The organism is Crenothrix sp. (assembly GCF_043729335.1).
Lineage (GTDB): Bacteria > Pseudomonadota > Gammaproteobacteria > Methylococcales > Methylomonadaceae > Crenothrix.
In genome coordinates this window covers 259,423-278,759 of record NZ_JAYTLQ010000002.1, presented here as the reverse complement: position 1 = coordinate 278,759, position 19,337 = coordinate 259,423, and the positions used below count along the sequence as shown (strand labels likewise).

General features: G+C 44.0%; 19 protein-coding genes. 6 read left to right on the top strand and 13 right to left on the bottom strand.

Going from position 1 to position 19,337, the window contains the following annotated elements:
- Positions 1 to 26: 26 nt before the first annotated feature.
- Entirely contained in the window at positions 27 to 365 is a 339-nt protein-coding gene (locus tag ACHZC4_RS01835) for a DUF2782 domain-containing protein (protein WP_394752057.1), read from the top strand.
- A gap of 86 nt (positions 366 to 451) precedes the next feature.
- Here ACHZC4_RS01835 and ACHZC4_RS01830 read toward each other — a convergent pair whose 3' ends face one another.
- A complete protein-coding gene (locus tag ACHZC4_RS01830) occupies positions 452 to 1,135 on the bottom strand; it encodes a DUF2490 domain-containing protein (protein ID WP_394752056.1) in 684 nt (227 codons plus the stop codon).
- A gap of 154 nt (positions 1,136 to 1,289) precedes the next feature.
- On the opposite strand from ACHZC4_RS01830, the gene ACHZC4_RS01825 reads away from it, so the two are divergent.
- From ACHZC4_RS01825 to ACHZC4_RS01805, 5 genes are all read left to right on the top strand, one after another.
- Complete coding sequence (locus ACHZC4_RS01825; protein ID WP_394752055.1) at positions 1,290 to 1,685, top strand: hypothetical protein; 396 nt, start codon at positions 1,290 to 1,292, stop codon at positions 1,683 to 1,685.
- Positions 1,686 to 1,834: 149 nt separating this feature from the next.
- On the top strand, positions 1,835 to 3,088 hold the full coding sequence (locus tag ACHZC4_RS01820) for a TolC family protein (RefSeq protein ID WP_394752054.1): 1,254 nt from the start codon (positions 1,835 to 1,837) through the stop codon (positions 3,086 to 3,088).
- Positions 3,085 to 4,215: an efflux RND transporter periplasmic adaptor subunit gene (locus ACHZC4_RS01815; RefSeq protein WP_394752053.1), complete on the top strand. Its 1,131-nt coding sequence runs from the start codon at positions 3,085 to 3,087 to the stop codon at positions 4,213 to 4,215. Before ACHZC4_RS01820 ends, ACHZC4_RS01815 begins: the two co-directional genes overlap by 4 nt.
- Positions 4,215 to 7,274 carry an efflux RND transporter permease subunit gene (locus ACHZC4_RS01810; RefSeq protein WP_394752052.1) on the top strand — a complete coding sequence of 1,020 codons (3,060 nt, stop codon included), beginning with the start codon at positions 4,215 to 4,217 and terminating at the stop codon, positions 7,272 to 7,274. Before ACHZC4_RS01815 ends, ACHZC4_RS01810 begins: the two co-directional genes overlap by 1 nt.
- The gene (locus tag ACHZC4_RS01805; protein ID WP_394752051.1) at positions 7,274 to 7,579 is read left to right on the top strand and encodes a DUF3240 family protein; all 306 of its coding nucleotides are present in this window, start codon (positions 7,274 to 7,276) and stop codon (positions 7,577 to 7,579) included. Before ACHZC4_RS01810 ends, ACHZC4_RS01805 begins: the two co-directional genes overlap by 1 nt.
- Before the next feature lie 245 nt (positions 7,580 to 7,824).
- Here the strand turns inward: ACHZC4_RS01805 and gspD are convergent, their stop codons facing one another.
- The 12 genes from gspD to ACHZC4_RS01745 form a co-directional block, all read right to left on the bottom strand.
- A complete protein-coding gene (gene gspD / locus ACHZC4_RS01800) occupies positions 7,825 to 10,104 on the bottom strand; it encodes a type II secretion system secretin GspD (RefSeq protein WP_394752050.1) in 2,280 nt (759 codons plus the stop codon).
- Positions 10,091 to 10,870 (bottom strand): hypothetical protein, encoded by a 780-nt coding sequence (locus tag ACHZC4_RS01795; RefSeq protein ID WP_394752049.1) that lies wholly within the window; start codon positions 10,868 to 10,870, stop codon positions 10,091 to 10,093. The genes gspD and ACHZC4_RS01795 overlap by 14 nt, the downstream gene beginning before the upstream one ends.
- On the bottom strand, positions 10,867 to 11,454 hold the full coding sequence (gene gspM / locus ACHZC4_RS01790) for a type II secretion system protein GspM (protein ID WP_394752048.1): 588 nt from the start codon (positions 11,452 to 11,454) through the stop codon (positions 10,867 to 10,869). Before gspM ends, ACHZC4_RS01795 begins: the two co-directional genes overlap by 4 nt.
- Positions 11,435 to 12,547 carry a PilN domain-containing protein gene (locus tag ACHZC4_RS01785; RefSeq protein ID WP_394752047.1) on the bottom strand — a complete coding sequence of 371 codons (1,113 nt, stop codon included), beginning with the start codon at positions 12,545 to 12,547 and terminating at the stop codon, positions 11,435 to 11,437. The genes gspM and ACHZC4_RS01785 overlap by 20 nt, the downstream gene beginning before the upstream one ends.
- Positions 12,525 to 13,544 carry a general secretion pathway protein GspK gene (locus tag ACHZC4_RS01780; protein ID WP_394752046.1) on the bottom strand — a complete coding sequence of 340 codons (1,020 nt, stop codon included), beginning with the start codon at positions 13,542 to 13,544 and terminating at the stop codon, positions 12,525 to 12,527. The genes ACHZC4_RS01785 and ACHZC4_RS01780 overlap by 23 nt, the downstream gene beginning before the upstream one ends.
- 155 nt (positions 13,545 to 13,699) lie before the next feature.
- Positions 13,700 to 14,410 (bottom strand): prepilin-type N-terminal cleavage/methylation domain-containing protein, encoded by a 711-nt coding sequence (locus tag ACHZC4_RS01775; RefSeq protein ID WP_394752045.1) that lies wholly within the window; start codon positions 14,408 to 14,410, stop codon positions 13,700 to 13,702.
- 2 nt (positions 14,411 to 14,412) lie between these two features.
- Positions 14,413 to 14,811 carry a prepilin-type N-terminal cleavage/methylation domain-containing protein gene (locus tag ACHZC4_RS01770; protein ID WP_394752044.1) on the bottom strand — a complete coding sequence of 133 codons (399 nt, stop codon included), beginning with the start codon at positions 14,809 to 14,811 and terminating at the stop codon, positions 14,413 to 14,415.
- Positions 14,798 to 15,310, bottom strand: a complete 513-nt coding sequence (locus ACHZC4_RS01765) for a GspH/FimT family pseudopilin (protein ID WP_394752043.1) — start codon at positions 15,308 to 15,310, stop codon at positions 14,798 to 14,800. Before ACHZC4_RS01765 ends, ACHZC4_RS01770 begins: the two co-directional genes overlap by 14 nt.
- On the bottom strand, positions 15,310 to 15,738 hold the full coding sequence (gene gspG / locus ACHZC4_RS01760) for a type II secretion system major pseudopilin GspG (protein WP_394752042.1): 429 nt from the start codon (positions 15,736 to 15,738) through the stop codon (positions 15,310 to 15,312). The genes ACHZC4_RS01765 and gspG overlap by 1 nt, the downstream gene beginning before the upstream one ends.
- A gap of 9 nt (positions 15,739 to 15,747) precedes the next feature.
- Positions 15,748 to 16,959 (bottom strand): type II secretion system F family protein, encoded by a 1,212-nt coding sequence (locus ACHZC4_RS01755; RefSeq protein ID WP_394752041.1) that lies wholly within the window; start codon positions 16,957 to 16,959, stop codon positions 15,748 to 15,750.
- 1 nt (position 16,960) lies between these two features.
- Positions 16,961 to 18,646, bottom strand: coding sequence for a type II secretion system ATPase GspE (gene gspE / locus ACHZC4_RS01750; RefSeq protein WP_394752040.1), 1,686 nt, complete (start codon positions 18,644 to 18,646; stop codon positions 16,961 to 16,963).
- Positions 18,647 to 19,027: 381 nt separating this feature from the next.
- Entirely contained in the window at positions 19,028 to 19,276 is a 249-nt protein-coding gene (locus ACHZC4_RS01745) for a ComEA family DNA-binding protein (protein ID WP_394752039.1), read from the bottom strand.
- Positions 19,277 to 19,337: the final 61 nt, after the last annotated feature.

Here is a 19,337-nt window from a genome sequence, read left to right as displayed (position 1 = left end):
AGTTTCATTCTGACAGGGCTTGATATATGCGCCGCTTTATTTTACTTAGTCTTTTTGCCTTGCCTTTATTAGCTGCTGAAGTACAGCCGCCCGTTCTTGAAGCCGTTCCTGATGTGCCAGAATCCCCTGGTTCTGTAGAAAGTGGTGAGGAAATGGAGCCTGACATTACTATTATTCGCAAAGCCAAGAAGACAATTCAGGAATACCGCAGAGGCGGCAAGCTGTATATGGTGAAGGTGACACCGGATATAGGGCCACCGTATTATTTTATGGATACTAATGGCGACGGCAAGATGGATGTGCGCCGCAGCGAATTGGATAGAGACAGTAATATCAATATGTGGAAATTATTGGAATGGGATTAATTGCGTTATTGCTGTCTTAAAATGAACAGCCAAATCTTCCGCACCTAACAATGACTGCTTGTTAAGCGCAGATAGGGAAGATAGCTTTAGAAGTTAATATTCAAATTGGTTAGCCAAACGTGGTTATACAAATCCTCTTTACCAAAGTTATTGACGTATTGCAGTTGGTAGCCGGTATCAATATTGACGTGGGGAGTTAATTTATAACCCACGCCAAAATAAGAGCGGTTTTGACTGATGCCAGATTGAACCGAATGTTCTAGCCGTCCAGAGTTGACCGAATTAAGGTAAATAAACAATTCGTCAAAAGCCACCAGAAATATTTTGGATTCAGGGATAGAATATTGAAACCTGAACCGGTGGCGCATACGGTGCGATAAATCCGCATCAGCAAAAAAACGTTGCTCCAAACGGAAGCGATATTGAAAATTGAGTTGAGGGGTTAGATTATCAATCCATTGCACTTGCTCGACCACGTCCTTAGTGGCCAAATCGAATTTATCTTTGGAATTGTATTCGCCTTGCCAGGCAAACCCTAGCGAGGCCTGTAACCTTTTGGTAATTTTGTATCCAAAAAAAGGCCGTATGATCAATTGGCTAAATTTGGTGTCATCTTTATTAAAACGCGGTTGCAATTCCAAAAATGCCAAATACTTACTGCCACCAAAATCAGTTTGGTAAGTATTGCTTATCCAAATACTGGTATCATCATCTGCTAAACTAACCGATGATAGAGCAAGACCGAGACACACTGCTAACGCTTTTTTCATTAAACTCCCCTTATCTAAAATTTATGGCTTATTTTCCTCTATTTCAGGAAATAATTGCAGTCAAGCTGATACAAAAGGAAAAACTCCTATTCTTAAGTTAACGTAGGGTATTAAATTTTGCGTGCTAATGATTTTTAATGCCATAATTAGCACCATGTTCATATCACTACGCACGTTTATTATTGTTTTTCTGGTTATGTTGCAATTTATTGCACCGTTAGTGCATGCGCACACCGGCGAGAAAATTTTTGATAAAGGCTTTCATGTTCCAGGTCTTGAGGTTTATGAGTTATCTCAAGACGTGGCAACATTACAGATGTCTTCTTACCATATTGATTCTGAAGGTGTACTGGTAGGCGTTAACACAGGTCTTAAAGCTAAACAAAGCATTACACTTGATGATACCGATGTTCAGGTTTATATAACGCCTCCTGCTGTCGTTCTTAAGATCACGCTGTTTCAGTTTGATACTAATTTTTCCCCACACTTCCAGCATATTGCTGTACAAACTTTAGCTTCCGCTCACTCTGCACGCGCACCCCCTCAGTAATACCTCGTTTGATCTGGACATGGCTCACGCTGTCTCCTTCTGTTTTCCGGCATCATTCCTAACACTGTATTGCATTTGCACTATCTAGGTAGGTTGATTGCCACATCGTACTGAACCTTAACACGCGCTAACCCGCACCGAGTTCATCTATGCTTGTTTTACATTTATTGAAAAGAGGTGTGCCGGTATTTTTGCTGGCAACATCGCTGACTTTTGCAGAACCCCCTCCCATTGTTAATCATGAAGATCTGATTGAAGTTGACAGTAAGTTGACATTATCGAAAACAATTAGCGATGCCGTGGAAAAATTTCCCGATACTACCTGGCTCAACTCCTTGGAAGATGAAGCCGCCGCTCTTGCAAAACGCAGTAAAAGCTGGACCGCTGGCTCCTCACAAGCCAGTTTGCGTTTTCAGGAAGCTAGCAGTGGCACGCTGCATTATGTCGATGCTGGCGTACAAGTACCGCTGTGGAATCCTGGCCAACGCAATGCCGAAAAAGCTGTCGCCAGACAGGCCGAAAGCAGTGGCGAGGCACAATCAGCAGCCGTTAAATTACGGCTTGCCGGCCTCATTAGAGGCGCGTTATGGGATATCGCCTTACAAAAAATTCGCCATGAGCAGGCGGTAGCTGATTTGGACATTGTTGAGCAACTGTATGCCAAGGTCGAGCGCCGGGTTGAATTAGGCGACTTACCGGTTGCCGACGCATTGCTGGCACAAACTGAGCGTTTGCAAAAACTCTCGAATCTAACCCTGGCTGAAGCGGAGTTGATGCACGCCCGCAAACGTTATACCAGCATTACCCAATCCACCAAAATGCCCGGCCAGTATGCAGAAAATTTGGTTGCCTTGAAAGAAATTCAACACAATCACCCCGCATTAACGGCAGTCAATAGCCTAATTGAACGTAAGCAGACCGAAATAAAAGCTATTAAACTCGTTGGCTCTGGCCAAAACAGTGTGGCCATTGGCATCAACAGTGACCGTGGTTTCCATGATTCGCGATCCAATGAAACGGAAAGTTTCAATATTGGCGTGAATGTGCCTTTTGGAGGTGAGGCACATTTAGCACCGCATATAGCCGCTGCCCAAGTTGAAATGGCCAGGCTGATTTCCCAGCGTGAACAGTTATACAGGGATTTAGAGCAAACGCATCATGAAGCCGAACACAATCTGGAAGTTAACGCGGCTGAATTGGATATTGCCAACCAGTTACAAAAAGTGGCTGAAGATCATTACCAGATGATGCAGCTCAGCTTTTCCGTGGGTGAAATTAATTTAATGGATTTGCTGAGAATTCAATCCAGAGCCCAATTAGCCATTCTTAATGCCAAGGAACGTTCTGTTATCCTCGAGCGCGACAAAGCCCTCTATAACCAGGCAGTAGGAGTTGTACCATGAATCTGATTCACCTATTTAAAATTCAAGTTACCAAACACAAGCTGCTCGAGCTGGCTTTATTACTGTCTTTGTTTAACGTTTCAAGCATGGCTGCAAACACTATCGAAATCTCTCAAGAGCAGATAGCTAATCTTGGCGTACAAATGGGCAAACTGGAACCGGTTAGTCAAACTCCATTGCTGACCGCGCCTGCTAAAGTCGTTATTCCTTCTGAACATGAATACATTGTTAACGCGTCTCAGTCTGGGTTAATCAATAGATTACATGCGTCTGTTGGTGATCATGTTAAAAAAGGGGCTTTGCTGGCACAGATTAATAGCCCTGATCTATTAGCGTTACAAGGACGTTTTCTTAAAACTGTTAGCACGTTTAATTTAGCGACAGCAACTTATCAACGCGATAAAAAACTTTTAAAAGACGGCGTTATTGCAGCAAGGCGTGAACAAGAAACGCTTAGCCAATATAACGCGGCCGCCCTGGATGTAAACGAAGCACGGCAATTACTGGAAATTGCCGGCATGTCTGGCAACGCTATTAAGCACCTTAAAGATAGTCATCATTTAAACAGTGCGCTGAGCGTACATGCGCCTATTTCTGGTGTAGTCATAGAACGCATGGTGGTGGCGGGTACCCGTGTTGATATGTTGGCACCGTTATATCGTATTGCCGATTTAAAAGAATTGTGGCTGGAAATCAATATCCCGCAAGAACGGCTTGGTGATATTAACGTTGGCAATCAGGTATTGATAGAAAATACCCCAATCAGTGCCAAAATTAGTTTGTTAGGTCAAAGTGTTAATCCAGAAAACCAAACCATCATGGCCAGAGCCATTCTTCAAGGCGAACACACGGGGATAAGACCCGGGCAGCGCGTTAACATTCAGATCATTCAGCCTAGCGATAACGACACTTTTAAGGTGCCCAATACCGCCATTGCGCAAAACGAAGGAAAATCTTTTGTGTTTATTCGTACGCCTAAAGGCTTTAAGGTCAGCACTATTAACGTCGTTGGTAAACAAGATAATCACTCCACAATTACTGGTGATTTCATCGGCAGTGAAGATATTGCTATTAAAGGTGCTGTCGCACTAAAAGCTACTTGGTTAGGTTTGGGGAGTGCTGAATAATGGCTAGTTTGATACGCTTTGCGCTAAGTCAGCGGCTGTTGATGATGATTTTCGTCTTGCTGCTCTCAGGTGGTGGCTATTATGCGTTTAAACATATTCCGATTGATGCTTTTCCGGAGGTGTCACCCACACAGGTCAAGATTATTGTTAAAGCTCCCGGCATGACTCCTGAAGAGGTAGAAGCCCGCATAACAGCTCCGATAGAAGTGGAGTTGCTGGGTATTCCGCATCAAACCATGTTGCGCTCTATTGCCAAATACGCGCTGACTGATATTACCGTGGATTTTGCCGAAGGCACCGATATTTATTGGGCGCGGCAACAAATTGCCGAACGTTTAAATACCCTGTGGGGCAATTTGCCGACCGGTGTTTCTGGCGGTATTGCCCCCATGACCACGCCTTTAGGTGAAATGTTCATGTTCTCTGTGGAGGGCGGCGGCTTAAGCTTAATGGAGCGTCGCGATTTGCTGGACTGGGTGATTCGCCCTGCTTTACGCACGGTATCTGGCGTAGCAGATGTGAACTCGCTGGGCGGTCTTGTGCGCAGTTTTGAAGTTATTCCTGATAGTATCAAGCTATCGGCCAGAGGTATTAGTTTAGAAGCCCTCATACATGCCTTGCAAAGCAATAACCGTAATGACGGCGCAGGCCGTATGACTGACGGCGAAGAAGCGTTGATTGTACGTGCAGAAGGCCGTATCAAGAATCTGGATGATATTGCCCGTATAGTCGTTGATAATAAAAATGGCGCGCCGGTTACCGTCCGGGATGTTGCAGAAATAAAAATCGGTGCGTTAACCCGTTACGGTGCGGTCAGTAAAAACGGCGAAGGTGAAGCGGTAACTGGATTGGTACTGAGCCTGCGCGGTGCTAATGCGCGGCAAACTATTGTCGGTATTGAAGAAAAGCTGGCAGAAATCAGTAAAGGTTTTCCTAAAGGCGTTGAAACCAAGGTCTTTTATAATCGAGGTAATTTGGTAGATAAAGCAGTAAATACCGTTTTACATGCCTTGCTGGAAGCTATTGTATTAGTGGTGGTGTTGTTAATTTTATTTTTAGGTGACTTGCGAGCGGCGGTGGTGGTAGCTTTGGCATTACCTTTGGCGGCGTTATTTACCTTTATTTTAATGAACACCATGGGTATGTCGGCCAACCTGATGAGTTTGGGTGGTTTGGCGATTGCCATCGGTATGCTGGTGGATGGTGCGGTGGTGGTGGTTGAAAATCTCATCACCCATCTGGCACATGTGGAAAAAGCCAAACGTTTGCCTAGGCTGCACGTTATTTACCGCGCGACCGCTGAAGTGGCAGGTTCAGTCACTGCCGGTATTTTGATTATTATTATTGTGTTTTTACCCTTGCTGACTTTACAAGGTCTGGAAGGCAAACTATTTACTCCGGTTGCGTTGACTATCGTGTTTGCGCTTAGCGGTTCGCTGGTGTTATCACTGACCGTTATTCCCGTGATTGCTTCCTATTTGTTAAAAGAAGTCTCCCATGAAGAACCCTGGTTACCTCGGCATTTACAAAGACTATATCAGCCTGCTTTGTTGTGGTGTTTAGCTAACAGTAAAAAAGTCTTTGTGTTTGCTGGTGTATTATTGGTGGCCACTGTGATGGTATTTACCCAAATAGGCAGCACCTTTATGCCCACGATGGATGAGGGTGACATCATTGTGCAACTGGAAAAATTGCCGTCGATTACCCTGGAGCAATCGGTGGCTCTGGATGGTCAGGTGCAAAAAAATCTGCGTAAGCAAATTCCGGAAATAGTGGATGTTGTCGCTCGCGTGGGTACAGATGAATTGGGGCTTGATCCGATGAGCCTAAACGATACCGATACCTTTCTTATACTAAAGCCTAAAGATCAATGGCGCATGCACAGCAAAGAAACCTTGATTGAAGAAATCAGGAAAGTAATGGCAGCAACGCCGGGCATAGCTTTTAAATTTACCCAACCTATTGAAATGCGTGTTTCAGAAATGCTGACAGGCACACGCGGCGATGTGGCGATTAAGTTGTTCGGTGCTGATCTTGCCGTGCTAAACGAAAAAGCGGGGCAAATTACCAGCGCAGTAAAAACCATAACGGGCGCTTCTGATGTAGCCACTAAAGTTAATGAAGGCATGCAGTTTTTACAATTAACGATTGATAAATCAGCGGCGGGCCGTTTAGGTCTGGATAGCGATAGCATAGAAACGCTGTTGCGCGCGCAAATTGAAGGCTTAAATATAGGCATAGTTCAAGAAGGCATCAAGCGTACACCGCTCATTTTGCGTGGAAGCAGTAACACGGCCAACTTTGAAAACCTGCAAATCACTTTGCCTAATGGTGGCCATTTGCCGGTAACTGCCGTGGCTAAAATTGAAAAAGTGGAAGGTGTAGTGTCAGTAGAGCGTGAGAAAGGTCAGCGTTTTGTCGTTATTACCAGTAATGTCAAAAATCGTGATTTAGTGAGTTTTGTCGATGAAGCCCGTAAAGTTGTAGCCGAAAAAGTCAAATTGCCTCCGGGTTACACCGTTGAGTTTGGTGGCCAGTTTGAAAATCAGCAACGTGCTGCAGCGACATTATCTTTGGTTGTGCCGATTTCATTAGGATTGATCTTTTTGTTGTTGTTTTCAACCTTTGGTTCGGTGCGCCAAGCTGTGTTGGTATTATCCAATATTCCGCTGGCCATGGTCGGTGGTGTGTTTGCGCTATGGCTGTCTGGCGAGTATTTATCAGTTCCGGCCTCGGTCGGCTTTATCGCGCTGTTGGGGATTGCTGTGTTAAACGGGGTGGTGATGGTCAGTTATTTTAATCAGCTGAAAGCTACGGGCATGGAGATACTTAAGGTAGTTACGTTGGGTTCGTCGCGCCGGTTAAGACCGGTGTTAATGACCGCCAGTATTGCAGCTTTTGGCTTGATACCGTTATTGTTTGCCACAGGGCCGGGTTCTGAAATTCAACGACCGTTGGCGATAGTGGTGATTGGCGGCTTGGTATCATCTACCTTTTTAACTTTATTTTTGCTGCCAATTTTGTTTAGATTATTTGGTGTTGCCAAGGAGCCTGTGTAATGAATAACAAAGAATATCTGGTGACGTTGAATGTACCGCCAGGACTGGACGAATTGGTGGTGGATTGTCTGTTGCTACTGGAATCAGAGCATGGCTTCAGCAGTTTTCCAGTTAATGCCCATCATCATGATAATCATGGTTTATCGTTGGCGGAGCAAGTTAGCGGTCGACAAAAAAAGATCCGTTTTCAAATGTATGTGGCGGAAGAAGCTTTATCGATTTTATTGGCGCAGTTAAAGCAGGAGTTTTCTGGAGCGGGGATACAGTATTGGGTGTTACCGGTGCTTGAGCATGGTGTGATTTAATCCTGTTGCGTTATTGTAGAGACGCAATTAGTGACTACATAAGACGGGACAATCAATAAAGATTAACCGTTCGGCAAGGGTGAACGGTTAATCCGTTTATAGTTTGACAAGTTCAGACGGATTAACCTTCCCTCCTGCCTTAGTTGCTAGCTGACGTATCAATCAGAACTGATCGCGTAGTGCATGTAAAATCCCATCATCGCAATCATCGCAATCGTCGGTAAGTTGGATTTTACGAGCAAAACTTAGTCACGGATGTACCATTCTTTCTTTGTATTATTGCCAGGGTAATCGTACATTCCCGTTAATTTTCGTCTGAATTCATCCGTTACAATACGGGTATCTTGCAAGCTTTTTACTACACGCGGCGTAATTAAAACAACCAGTTCAGTTCGGGTTTTTGCGATGCTAGTATTCCCGAATAATGGCCCTATTAAAGGCAGTTCGTGTAAAAACGGAATACCGGTTTTAGAATTATTATTAGTTTCTCTGATTAATCCACCCAAAACTAGAGTTTCTCCACTTTGTACTGCGACAGAACTGTTGATTGATCGCGTTAGAATGGTTGGGTTACCTCCACCTGTTTTTTTGTCCGGATCAACATCTTCAACGCTTTGCTCAATATCTAAAAGTACCATACCATTAGCATTAACGCGTGGTTTTACCTTTAATTTAACACCAGTTTTACGTTGTTGATTTTGCGTATTTTGGATAAGGCTATTATTTCCGGTATCAGGAGTAGCAGTACTGCTAACACCGCTAAGCGCGCCGGTCACCAAAGAGATTTCATCCCCCACCTGTATATTGGCCTCCTGATTATTTAATACCATTAGGGAGGGTGATGACATAATGTTGACATTTCCCTTGTTTGCTTCAGCTGTCAAAACCATTCTGATATCACCTGAATGACTTAGAAAAGTATAACCTAGGCCTCCGGTTATAGCACCCGCAGCAAGATTCATCAAGTCAGCTCCTCCTGTTCCTCCGGTGGTTGTTGTCGTCACTACACCGGTGTTGGGATTGGTAACAGTTCTTGTTGTCCCCCCAGGTCCCGCAGCACTATTGTTTAAATACCATTGAATACCATACGATAGATTATCTCTCAAAGTCACGTCGGCAATAGTGGCATCAATAAGTACTTGCAGGGGCATAATATCCAACTGCTTGATAATGGGTAAAATAATGGCGTATTCACGGGCTGTGGATACCACCACTACAGCATTATTGGCTTCATCGGCGACTATTTTAACATCGTCAACATTGGCAACCTTGGCTCCCCCGGTTGAGCCCGACGAACTGCTCTTTTTAGAGCTTTTTTTCGATACCGATGAAGAGGGCGCATCTGCAGAGATGCCGGAAGAAGTGTCTGGGCTTGAATTATCCTTATTTGTTAAATCGCCTGAGGATTGGCCAGGCGCCACTTTACCGGCTTTGTCTCGTTTGCCAGAACCACCGCCGCTGCCAAAAATATCGTTCAGCTGATCAGCTAATTCTACGGCATCCATATGTTGCACTTTATAAACATTAACACCACCACCACTGGCGGTATTGGCTTTATCCAGACGATATACCCAATTTTCGATGTCCCGTAAGTAACTGGCTTGATGGGTAATAGCTAACACGGCATTCATGCGCTCAATAGGAATAAAGCGAAAGAATTCGTTATCATCGGTTTTGCCACCTTTTTTACCAAATACGGCATTTAATTCTTCGATAACTTTTTCCGGATCAACATGCGCCAGCGAGAATAGGGCAAAGGAACGGCCTCTTAACAAGTCGGTATCAAAGGTACTGACCATATCCATAATCCGCGCCAGTTCATCTGGTGTGCCTGACAGTATCATGCTGTTGCGGGTGGGATCTACATTTAAAATAGTTTTATCGCGCACCAAAGGTTTGATGATATCAACAATGTTCTGCACACCCACATTGTGAATAGTAATAACACGCGTTTGATAGCCTGCTTTAGCGCCTGCGCCCGTGGAAATATCTGACGTGTACAACGCTTCTGCACTGGGTTCGATATGAAAAATCTTACCATCTTTAACCAAGGCCGCATTGTTCATACGCAATACCATTTCCAGCGTTGGTAATAGCTCTTCTTTGGACAAGGGCTGTGTGGTTTGCAAAGTGACTTTGCCAGCTACTTTTGGGCTTAATACGTAGTTTTGCCCCAGGATATCACTTAAGATGACTTTAGCGACTTCACCCAAATCCGCCTCATCAAAATTAAGACTATAAGTGCCGACACCGTTAGTCATGGTGCGGCGGTGCTTAGCCACTGGCGGCGTTTCTGAAAACTGACTGCGCGCAGGGAATAACTCAATTTTGGCGCGTAATTGATCGGTAGCAATCGGTTTGTTTTGTAGTTCCTGATAAGTTACTGGCTGTTTGTATTGCTCTTTAGCCAGTGGTGGCAATGGTATTTTTGGCTTTGGTCTTGGCAGGAGTAGCTCGCATCCTGACAGTGTTAAAGCGGCAGCGACAAGATAAGATGCCGTTGTTAATTTTTTAAAATTGTTCATTGGTTCCATTATCAAATGTGCTCGTATCTTGGCTAAATTCATCAGTTTGAAATTCGGGTTCAGGCTCTGGTATGACTTCCTCTTCAGAGCCTGGCATAGGTTCTGTTTCAGGTGCAACCTCAGCATCGGCATCTTGTTGCAAAGGCTCACCATTAGGTAAAGGTTCTGGCATAGGGGGGGGCGCCTGTCCCTGAGCTTGTTCTTGTGGCGTTTTTGGATTGTTCGGATTGTTTGGATCAGCTGCGGGATTATTCTTTGGCGTTTTAGGCTTGGCTTTACGCAGCAACAGTTCTTTTTGCAACCCGTTTTGATTAAGAATAACCTTATCTTTTTGCACCTCTGCCAATGTCCAGCCATCAATATCGGCTCCTTTGGATAATCTTTTAAAGTTACCTTTAGGTGTGCGTACCGAACGGCTTAATAAGGCGAACAAACGTTTACCTTTAGTATAGATACCATTCAATTGCCAGTTAAACGGACCACTGGGTTTAACGACTGCTAGCTTAGGATCTACAGGCACTTCCGGCACAGGTCTTCGCCCTTTGATAAATAGCGGTCTATTCACCATATCAGCAAAGCTTTGTTCCGGTTTTTTGGTTAAGGCAATAGTGGGCATTTGCGCAATTTGAGGTGTTTTTTTATCGGTTACCTTAAGCGCTGCCAACGTCTGTTGTTGTACACGCTTTGCATATAGCCATTCACCGGCAATAGTTATCAGCAACAAAATGCACAGTACGGTTAATAATTTAATAAGCTTGATATTCATTTGGGCTGCTTTCTCATAAAGCTTACCGCTTGAAAGTTAACGTTCAAGTCATTACTCGGCTCAAGTTTGCGGGTTATCCGGTTGCGTTTGCCGCGCATGGGCCTGATGTCCATTTGGTCAATAATAATCAATGGGGTTGCGGTTTCCAGTTTGTATAAAACCGAGCGCAATATTTCCATATTACCGGTCATGCGCACACTGACGGTTATCAAGGTAAACTTATCTTTTTCAGTTTCAGAAAGCGCCTGGGTGCTGCTTAATTGGCCGCCGGCATCGACAATAGATTTTTTAATAAACTCCTGTAATTCAGCAGAAGCCAAAGACGGTGTCTTTTGAGTGTTAAAATAGCCTTGTTCCAGATGTTGCGCCTTGATTTTAGCCATACTTTTAAGCACGGAATCTTTTTTAGCTAAAATACGCTCATATTTTTGTAACTTAAAAACCAGTGATTCTTTAGCTTCGCTCAACTCCAGGCCTTTAGAGATGATGGGCATAACAATCAGTGCGGTCAGCAACAAGATAACTAAAACCAGTATGCCGACAGCGATTAAACGCTGGGTCTGGTTATTTTTTGCCAGTTCCATCAATGCCTCCTGCTTTGGTCGCATCAACAGTAATCTGAAAGCGCTCTAATTTACTAACAGTATCCTGGGTCACCGGCGACACAAAACGTGCGTTAGTAAATATGTCAGAGGCTTCCAGGACGGAAATTAACGTGGATGCATTGGGTGATTCGCCCTGCATTTGCAATTGTTTCTCCGAATACTGGGCATAAGCCAACCACGTATTATCTTTTATTAATGAACTTAACGCATCCAGGATAACGACCACTGCTGGGGTTGCGCTTTTTTCTGCCAGTAATTGCCGGGTTTCATCCATCATGGCCTCAATATCCGCCTGTAAAACATTAACCTTTTTGGCTTCTTTTTCAATGCCGTCAACGCGGGATTGCAAAGCGTTAACCTCACGGTATTCAAACCAAACCGGCATAGCTAAAGCCATTGCCCCCAGCACTGCAAACAAGCCAATTAAACCGCCATGCACTAAGCGCGGCAGATTAGCTGTTTTTGGCCTCAGGTTTTCAGGGAGCAGGTTGTAATGGTTACGGCGCAAAAGATTATTGGCAGCGTCTTCGTAATCCACAAATAACGGCACCATGCCCATGTTTTTAGCGTCTTCATAGATAGCATCAACGGTTTCTTTGAGCGCAATAATTAACATAACGCGCAGTTGGCCAGGTTCGTTCTCTACCTCTAAAGGCTGAACAGCAAAATAAATTTGTTCGGCTTTAAAGGGCGTATAACGATCCAGCTCGTAAGCCACCACTTGCTGTAGATTCTCTTTGGCGGCGGCAGGTAACGATAGTTCTTTTTGGATGGCATCGCGTTCTGATAACCTGATGATTAACTGCGCTTTATCCAGTCTTTCGTCGGTTGCTAGCAGCTCTTTATATTGCGCTATACCGGTTTCGTTGCGATCGAGTCTTGCCAGTTGTTCACTGTGCTGATCGTCGACAAAGCTCAGTACAAACTGATTCCCATCAGGGTGAACGATAACCGTACCGCGTTTATCGGTAACCAGTTGTTTGACTTTTTCAGGGACTAAAAAGCTAAGCTCTCCTACCCACCAATGCCAAAGTTTTTTAACATCTAGATCAATCGTTGAATTGAGGTTCATTATATTGTGCTACTAATAATTCATTCATTGCTGTTGAAAATAAAGAAATTTCATTCGCATAACTGCGCTGCCATTTCAACACTTGAAAGGGCAGCGCAGGATCTACTTCTGATTTTATAACCAATGCACCTACGGCTGCGCGGCTACCATCTGCCAGTTTAGCTTCAGAAATAATCGTCACTGCACCGCTTTGCAGCCCTTCCGCTTCCGCACCATTAATATATTTTGATGTGATTGGAAACGTCAAAGGCTTATCCAATTTAGCGCTTTCTGAGCGTGCTTCCAAGAACTGCCCAATAATGCCCGGCTCTAAGTCAGGCAATAGTGACAGCACTTCCCGTGTTGCGCTTTTATCTACCTGCGCCTGTCCTGAATACACCGTGATTAACGGTTCAAGCCATTTAAATGTTTTGGCATTCATGCCTAATACCATTTGCAATTCTTCAATATTTTGAAACGCTTTATTAGCCGGTTGATATTTTAAGCCAGCAGTCTGGTATTCTGGCTTCTCTGCGCCATTTGGGCTGACTGTATCATCGCTATCACGCCAGTCCATCACTGCACCGACCCATTTAGAAACCCTGATCAGAGGGTCGTTTCTATCATCCTCAGTGGCAGGCGCACGGGAAAACAATGCCCGCAATAACTGGGTGTCCGCCTGATTAATATCTATTTTGCCGGTCTCCGATAACATCCGAATCCTGACCCGGGTATCACCATAGTTTATTTGGTAAATACTGCCATCGGTGCGCCAGCTTTTATCTTGCTCGGCATTAATCTTGTCAGTTTCTGAACCCAGCAACATCAGCTCGGCAATGGCAATGCCTGATTCGGCAATAGCCGCTGCCTGTGCATTATTTTTAATGCCTTCGGTTATAGATATTTCACGGCGCATGCCCAAGGCAAAGCTACCGGCCATTAGTGTTAGCAAACTCAGCACCCATAAGACCAGTACTAAGGCAAAACCTTTGGATTTTATGTTTAAATTATAGATCACCTGTGCCTTTTATGTGCCATGCGTTACAAGACGGGGTTAGATAAGTGTGTGAATTTCATGCTCAGCGCTTTGGCAACTTAAATAGTTCTGCGTTATTGAGGCATCAGTCGTTTTTTGATGTCTTTCGTGTTTTGGTGGCAATATTTAACAATCTATTATGGCTGCGCACTATCAGCGCTAACCGCTGCTTCTGTGGCAAGTCCGGCACTTTCAGCAGAAATAGTCGTTTTTAAGTCGAAGATCATCTCTGGCCAAAAAATACCGTTATCTAATTCAATTTTTATTTTAACTAGGCGCGGTTGAAATTCTTTTTCCAGCCATTGATCCTGCCAATAGGGTTCGCCGGTCTGATCATCTGAACCAAAATAATGCAGCTCAAAATGAGCGACACGCTTGACCAATACCACCTCTTCTTTTTGCCAGCCTTCGCCTGTTGTTAAAGGGAAAAATGGTGTTAAAGCAACATTGAGAATTTGGCCGTCTTCATCATCTCTTGCCGCTTGTATGTTGATGAGTTGCGCGCCGGTCTTACCGGCACTGGCCGGAAAATACGATACAAATTGCAAGCCATCGGGTTTGCCCTGAAAAGAAAATAATCTAATCCCCGAATTGGGATCAGAGGAAAAATCATCCCACAAGGGCAGGGCTGTACTCAGATGGCGCTGAAAAAAGTTATAAACAACGGCAACTTCATTCACATCGGTCACTTTACTTTCGCCTTTTTCCCAGCTGTCTGCACAAATTTTCATGGTGCCGAACAGCATGGCCATCATAACGCTTAATAGCGTCATGGCGATGAGTACCTCAATCAGCGTAAAGCCTTGGGCAGTTAAGCATGGATATTGCTGTGCCTTCTGCATATTCATATCTACTGTTCTTTATTGACCAATTTTAGTGTCGTTAATCTGACTTGCCTGTCGTTGTCGTCATCGCCCCAGCTGACTATTGCATCCACTTTAAACAGCTCTGCTGTTGATTTCATCTGGAATTTACCCACTACAAAATTAAAGGGACTGACCGAAACTTCCCAGCGGTATTTATCATTTTCTACACCCGAAGTTTGGCCGTTTTTCGGTTTGCTTTCTACGCCGGTTTTGGCCATAAGGGATTCGGCAATTTGTACAGCGGCAGTATATTCTTCAGACATTACCGCTGAGTTAACCCCTGTAGAAAATATTCTCAGCAAAATAGTTAATGAGAATGCCAGAATAGTGAAGGCAATCAGGATTTCAAGTAACGAAAACCCTTGGTGTTTATGGGATGACATCTTTAATTTCGACTTGTCCTGTCAGCCAGTTGATATCAATACGCCAGGCTATTTTACCGCGCTCCAGTTTGATCCAGCCGCCGGAAGAAGAGCCATCCGGAAAAAACCGGATACTGCCTTTGCCATCGGTTAATTCGTTCTGGCCAGTGTGCATGGTGGTATCGATAGTTTGTGGGATTTCGTAAACTTTGTCACGACCACTGACGGTGTAGCTGTTTTCCTCAAAATCAATAGTTAAGGTGGTTTCTTGATGTGATAATTGCGCCTGGCCTTTAGCATAACGCAAGGTGGAAGCCATATCTCTTGCGGTCGCTTTAAGTTCGGTAGTCTCATTACCGGAAGATAAATTAATGCCGATGGCCGCAAAACCCAGTCCCATAATAACCAGAACAACAATCAGTTCAAGTAGGGTAAAACCCTGGCTAGGTTTTAACGCATTCGACACAAAAGCAGTCTGCCCTGTTTTTGATTTATTATCTTCCGGCCTTTGAATGCGCATTATTCCCAGTTAACTAAGTCCTTGTCTTCGCCTTCACCGCCTTCTTTTGCATCAGATCCTAATGAATATAAATCAAATTTTCCGTGTTCACCGGGTGAAACGTAATGATATTCTTGGTTCCAGGGATCAAGCGGTATTTTGCCTTTACGCAAATACGGCCCATTCCAGCGCGCGGCGCCTTCTGGTGATTCCACCAGTGATTGCAAGCCTTGTTCACTGGTAGGATAACTACCGACATCTAATTTATACATATCCAGTGTTGCAGCCAAGTCTTCTATTTGTACTTTTGCAGCCTTGGTTTTAGACTCGCCCATGTGTTTCATCACTTGTGGGCCAACAATGCCCGCGAGCATCGCAATAATGCCCAGTACCACTAATAACTCAAGTAAGGTAAAACCTGTTTGTGTACGATTTTTCGTATGTCTCATTTTATATTCCTAAGAAGCTAAATCATTAACACCTAAGATTGCCGAGAAAATGGCGACCATAATCCCCGCAATCATAAGTCCCATAGTAATTATCAAAACCGGTTCAAGCAAAGCGAGCATACGGGTTATCGATGTTCGCAACTGTTTGTCGTAAATATTGGCTACCCGCAGCAGCATTTCTTCCAATCGTCCGGTTTCTTCGCCCATTTTAATCATTTGCATGGCCATTTTGGGGAAAATTCCTTTATCTTGCAAGGCCTCAGACATATGCTTACCTTGTTTAAGTTGCTCGGAAGCATCGTGAACAGCATCTGCCAGTACCAAGTTATCAACGGTTTCGCGCACAATAACCAGTGCCGACAAGATGGAAACCCCGTTACCCAATAAGGTACCCAAGGTTCTACTGATATTGGCAACTTCCTTGTTTAAAATAATAGTGCCTGCCAAGGGCATTTTTAAAAATCGTCCATCCCAGGCTTTTTTACTGACCGGATTAGCCAGTTGCATCCGCATAGAGGCATAAATCGCAAAAATCACCAGAAACAATGCCCACCACCAGGTTTGCAGCCAATCCGATAGCGCAACGACAATTTGTGTGGAAACCGGTAATTCTTTGCCGGAGTTTTCAAACATTTCGGTAAATTGTGGCACCACAAAGGTTAGCATGCCAAATAAAGATCCTAAGGACGCCACCAATAAAGTAATGGGGTAAATTAACGCCGTGCTAACGGTATCTTTAAGTTCTTTAGAGCGCTCCAGATACTCGGCCAGACGCATTAATACATCGCCTAAACTACCGCCCGCTTCACCGGCCCGCACCATATTCAAATAAAACTTACTGAAAACACCCGGCTGTTTTTCTAAGGCATCGGCCAGTGATGAGCCGCCTTTTACCTTTTCCAGCACTCTACCAATGAGTTTACTGAGATGTTCGTTATCGTCAGTCAGGTCAATCAATACCGATAACGATTTGTCCAAAGGTAAGCCCGAATCCAATAACACGGCCAATTCACCGGTAAACAGGCCAATTTCCTTGGCGTTTAATTTACCTTTCTTGGCGCCGCCGAACAAAAAGGATCTGGCACTGACCGGGGTAACGCGAATAGGAATATAGTTGTCCGCTTGTAAGGCCTTAATAACGGACTGTTCATCCGCAGCATCTTTTACGCCGTCTTCAGTTTCACCCTGATTATTAATGGCTTTATAGTTAAATAACGGCATATCAGGCTTCCGAGGTCACGCGCAACACTTCCTCTATCGTAGTAATGCCTTGCATCACTTTTTGCAGGCCATTTTCATACATGGTGGTCATGCCTTCGGCAATCGCCAGTCGTTGAATAGCGCCCGCTTCTTCATGCGCCATAATGAGTTTACGTAACGGATCTGTCATCTGCAAAAATTCAATAATAGCCAATCGGCCACGGTAACCTAAGCCGCCACAGGAGCCGCAACCGACTGGTTTATATAATACAATATCACCTTCTGGCATGAAGCGTCTTAACTTCATTTCGCTGATTAATTCAGGTGAGGCAGGGTAGGCGTCTTTACAATGCAGACACAATTTTCTAACTAAACGCTGTGCTAATATACCATTAACCGTAGAAGTCAACAGATACTCTTCCAGTCCCATATCCAATAAACGCGTTACGCCACCTGCGGCATCGTTGGTATGCAAGGTGGACAGCACTAAATGGCCTGTCAGCGCTGATTGTACGGCAATGCGCGCGGTTTCTAAATCACGCATTTCACCAATCATAATCACATCAGGGTCTTGCCGCACAATAGAACGCAGTGCCATGGCAAATGTTAAGCCAATTTGTGGCTTGGCTTGAATTTGATTCACGCCTTCCATCTGGTATTCGACCGGATCTTCAACGGTAATGATTTTACGTTCGGAGGTATTGAGTTGTTTAAGTGCTGCGTACATGCTGGTCGATTTGCCACTACCGGTAGGGCCGGTAATTAAGATAATGCCGTGCGGCATGGACAGGACTTCGACAAATTGTTCCAGCTGTCGCCCGCCAAAGCCAAGCGATTTAAAATCCAATACGGTGTTTTCTTTGTCCAGCAAACGAATAACAACGCTTTCACCGTACATGGTTGGAATGGTGGACACCCGTAAATCCAGTTCTTTACCGAGCATTTGCACTTTAATGCGGCCATCTTGCGGCAAACGGCGTTCGGCAATGTTTAGTTTTGCCATGATTTTAATGCGCGAAATGACCGCAGCAGTTGATTTTACTGAGGGTGCATCAATTTCTTTCAATACACCATCAACACGTAACCTGACTTTTAAGGATTGCTCAAAGGGTTCGATGTGAATATCAGACGCTTTGGTTTCGATGGCACGTTGCATAATCAGGTTAACCATTTTAATAACCGGCGCTTCACTGGCTAAATCTTTTAGATGCTCAAGATCTTCTTCGTCGAAGTCATCAATCCCTAAATCATCTATGGCTTTGTCCATTTTTGAACGGCCTTCACCATACTGTACTTCCAATGCGGCATCAATTTCTGATAGCAAGCCTACTTTGGCAATAATATTTTTGCCGGTTGCTAGTTTTAAGGCATCAATAACAAACTGATCTTCAGGATCCATCATGGTGACAGTAATATTGTTGTCAATATTGGCTAAACCAATGACGTGGTACTGCCTTAAAAACCGTAAAGAGACGTTTTCAGGTAGCTGTGTTTCCAAAGGATATTGATCAGGCGTAATTTTTTCAAACTGCCCTGATTCTACAAAGGCATCGGCGACATCAAGCTCAGAACACAGTCCTAATTTAACCAGCAATTGCGGTAAGCTTTCTGAAACTGCCGTTTTTTTGACACGTTCTACTTTTTTTAGTTCTGATACAGAAAGCTTGTCTTTTTTTTGTAAGGTAGTTAACAATAAATCATAAGCCATGACAAATTCCGCTGTGAGTGTAATCTTTACATAGAGTGTACAAGAACACGCGCTAAACGACGATACCTCTTTGTAAAATTTTAATGCTAGGTTTGATATATCTGTAAAATATTAGCCACAACGCCTGTATATCCGCCATATAAACTGGTTTTCTGGGTGCTACTGAAACGGAAGAATTATCAGATTTATTAATTAAGCGGGGCGTTACATGAAAAATATAGAGTGTGTACTGTGTGGGTCAATAATTATACAGTGAGAGTACTTGCAACAGCCCATCCATTACACAAGTACTCGCATTGTCCATTTTATGCCATGCAAGCCAGCAACACATCAGTAAAGTAAATGGGGTGATCTGTTAGATGGCTTGTCGAAAATAAAAGCTTATTGTAACAAAATATCAGCTTTGTTTTTTTCAACTGTTTTAGGGCCAATACCCGAAACATTGGTTAAGTCATCTGCTGCTTTAAATGGACCTTTTTCAGTCCTGTACTTGATGATGGCTTCGGCTTTTTTCTGGCCAATACCATTTAATGAGTCCGATATGGTCTTTGCATCCGCAGTGTTGATATTAACGGGTGCGGCAAAAGCATTGCAAGCACACAAAGACAGTAAGACAAGTAATTTTTTCATCGGGTATTTCCAGTAGAAGTTAACTTTAGGATGAATGCTCCAGCTTGATTGGCTCTTAACC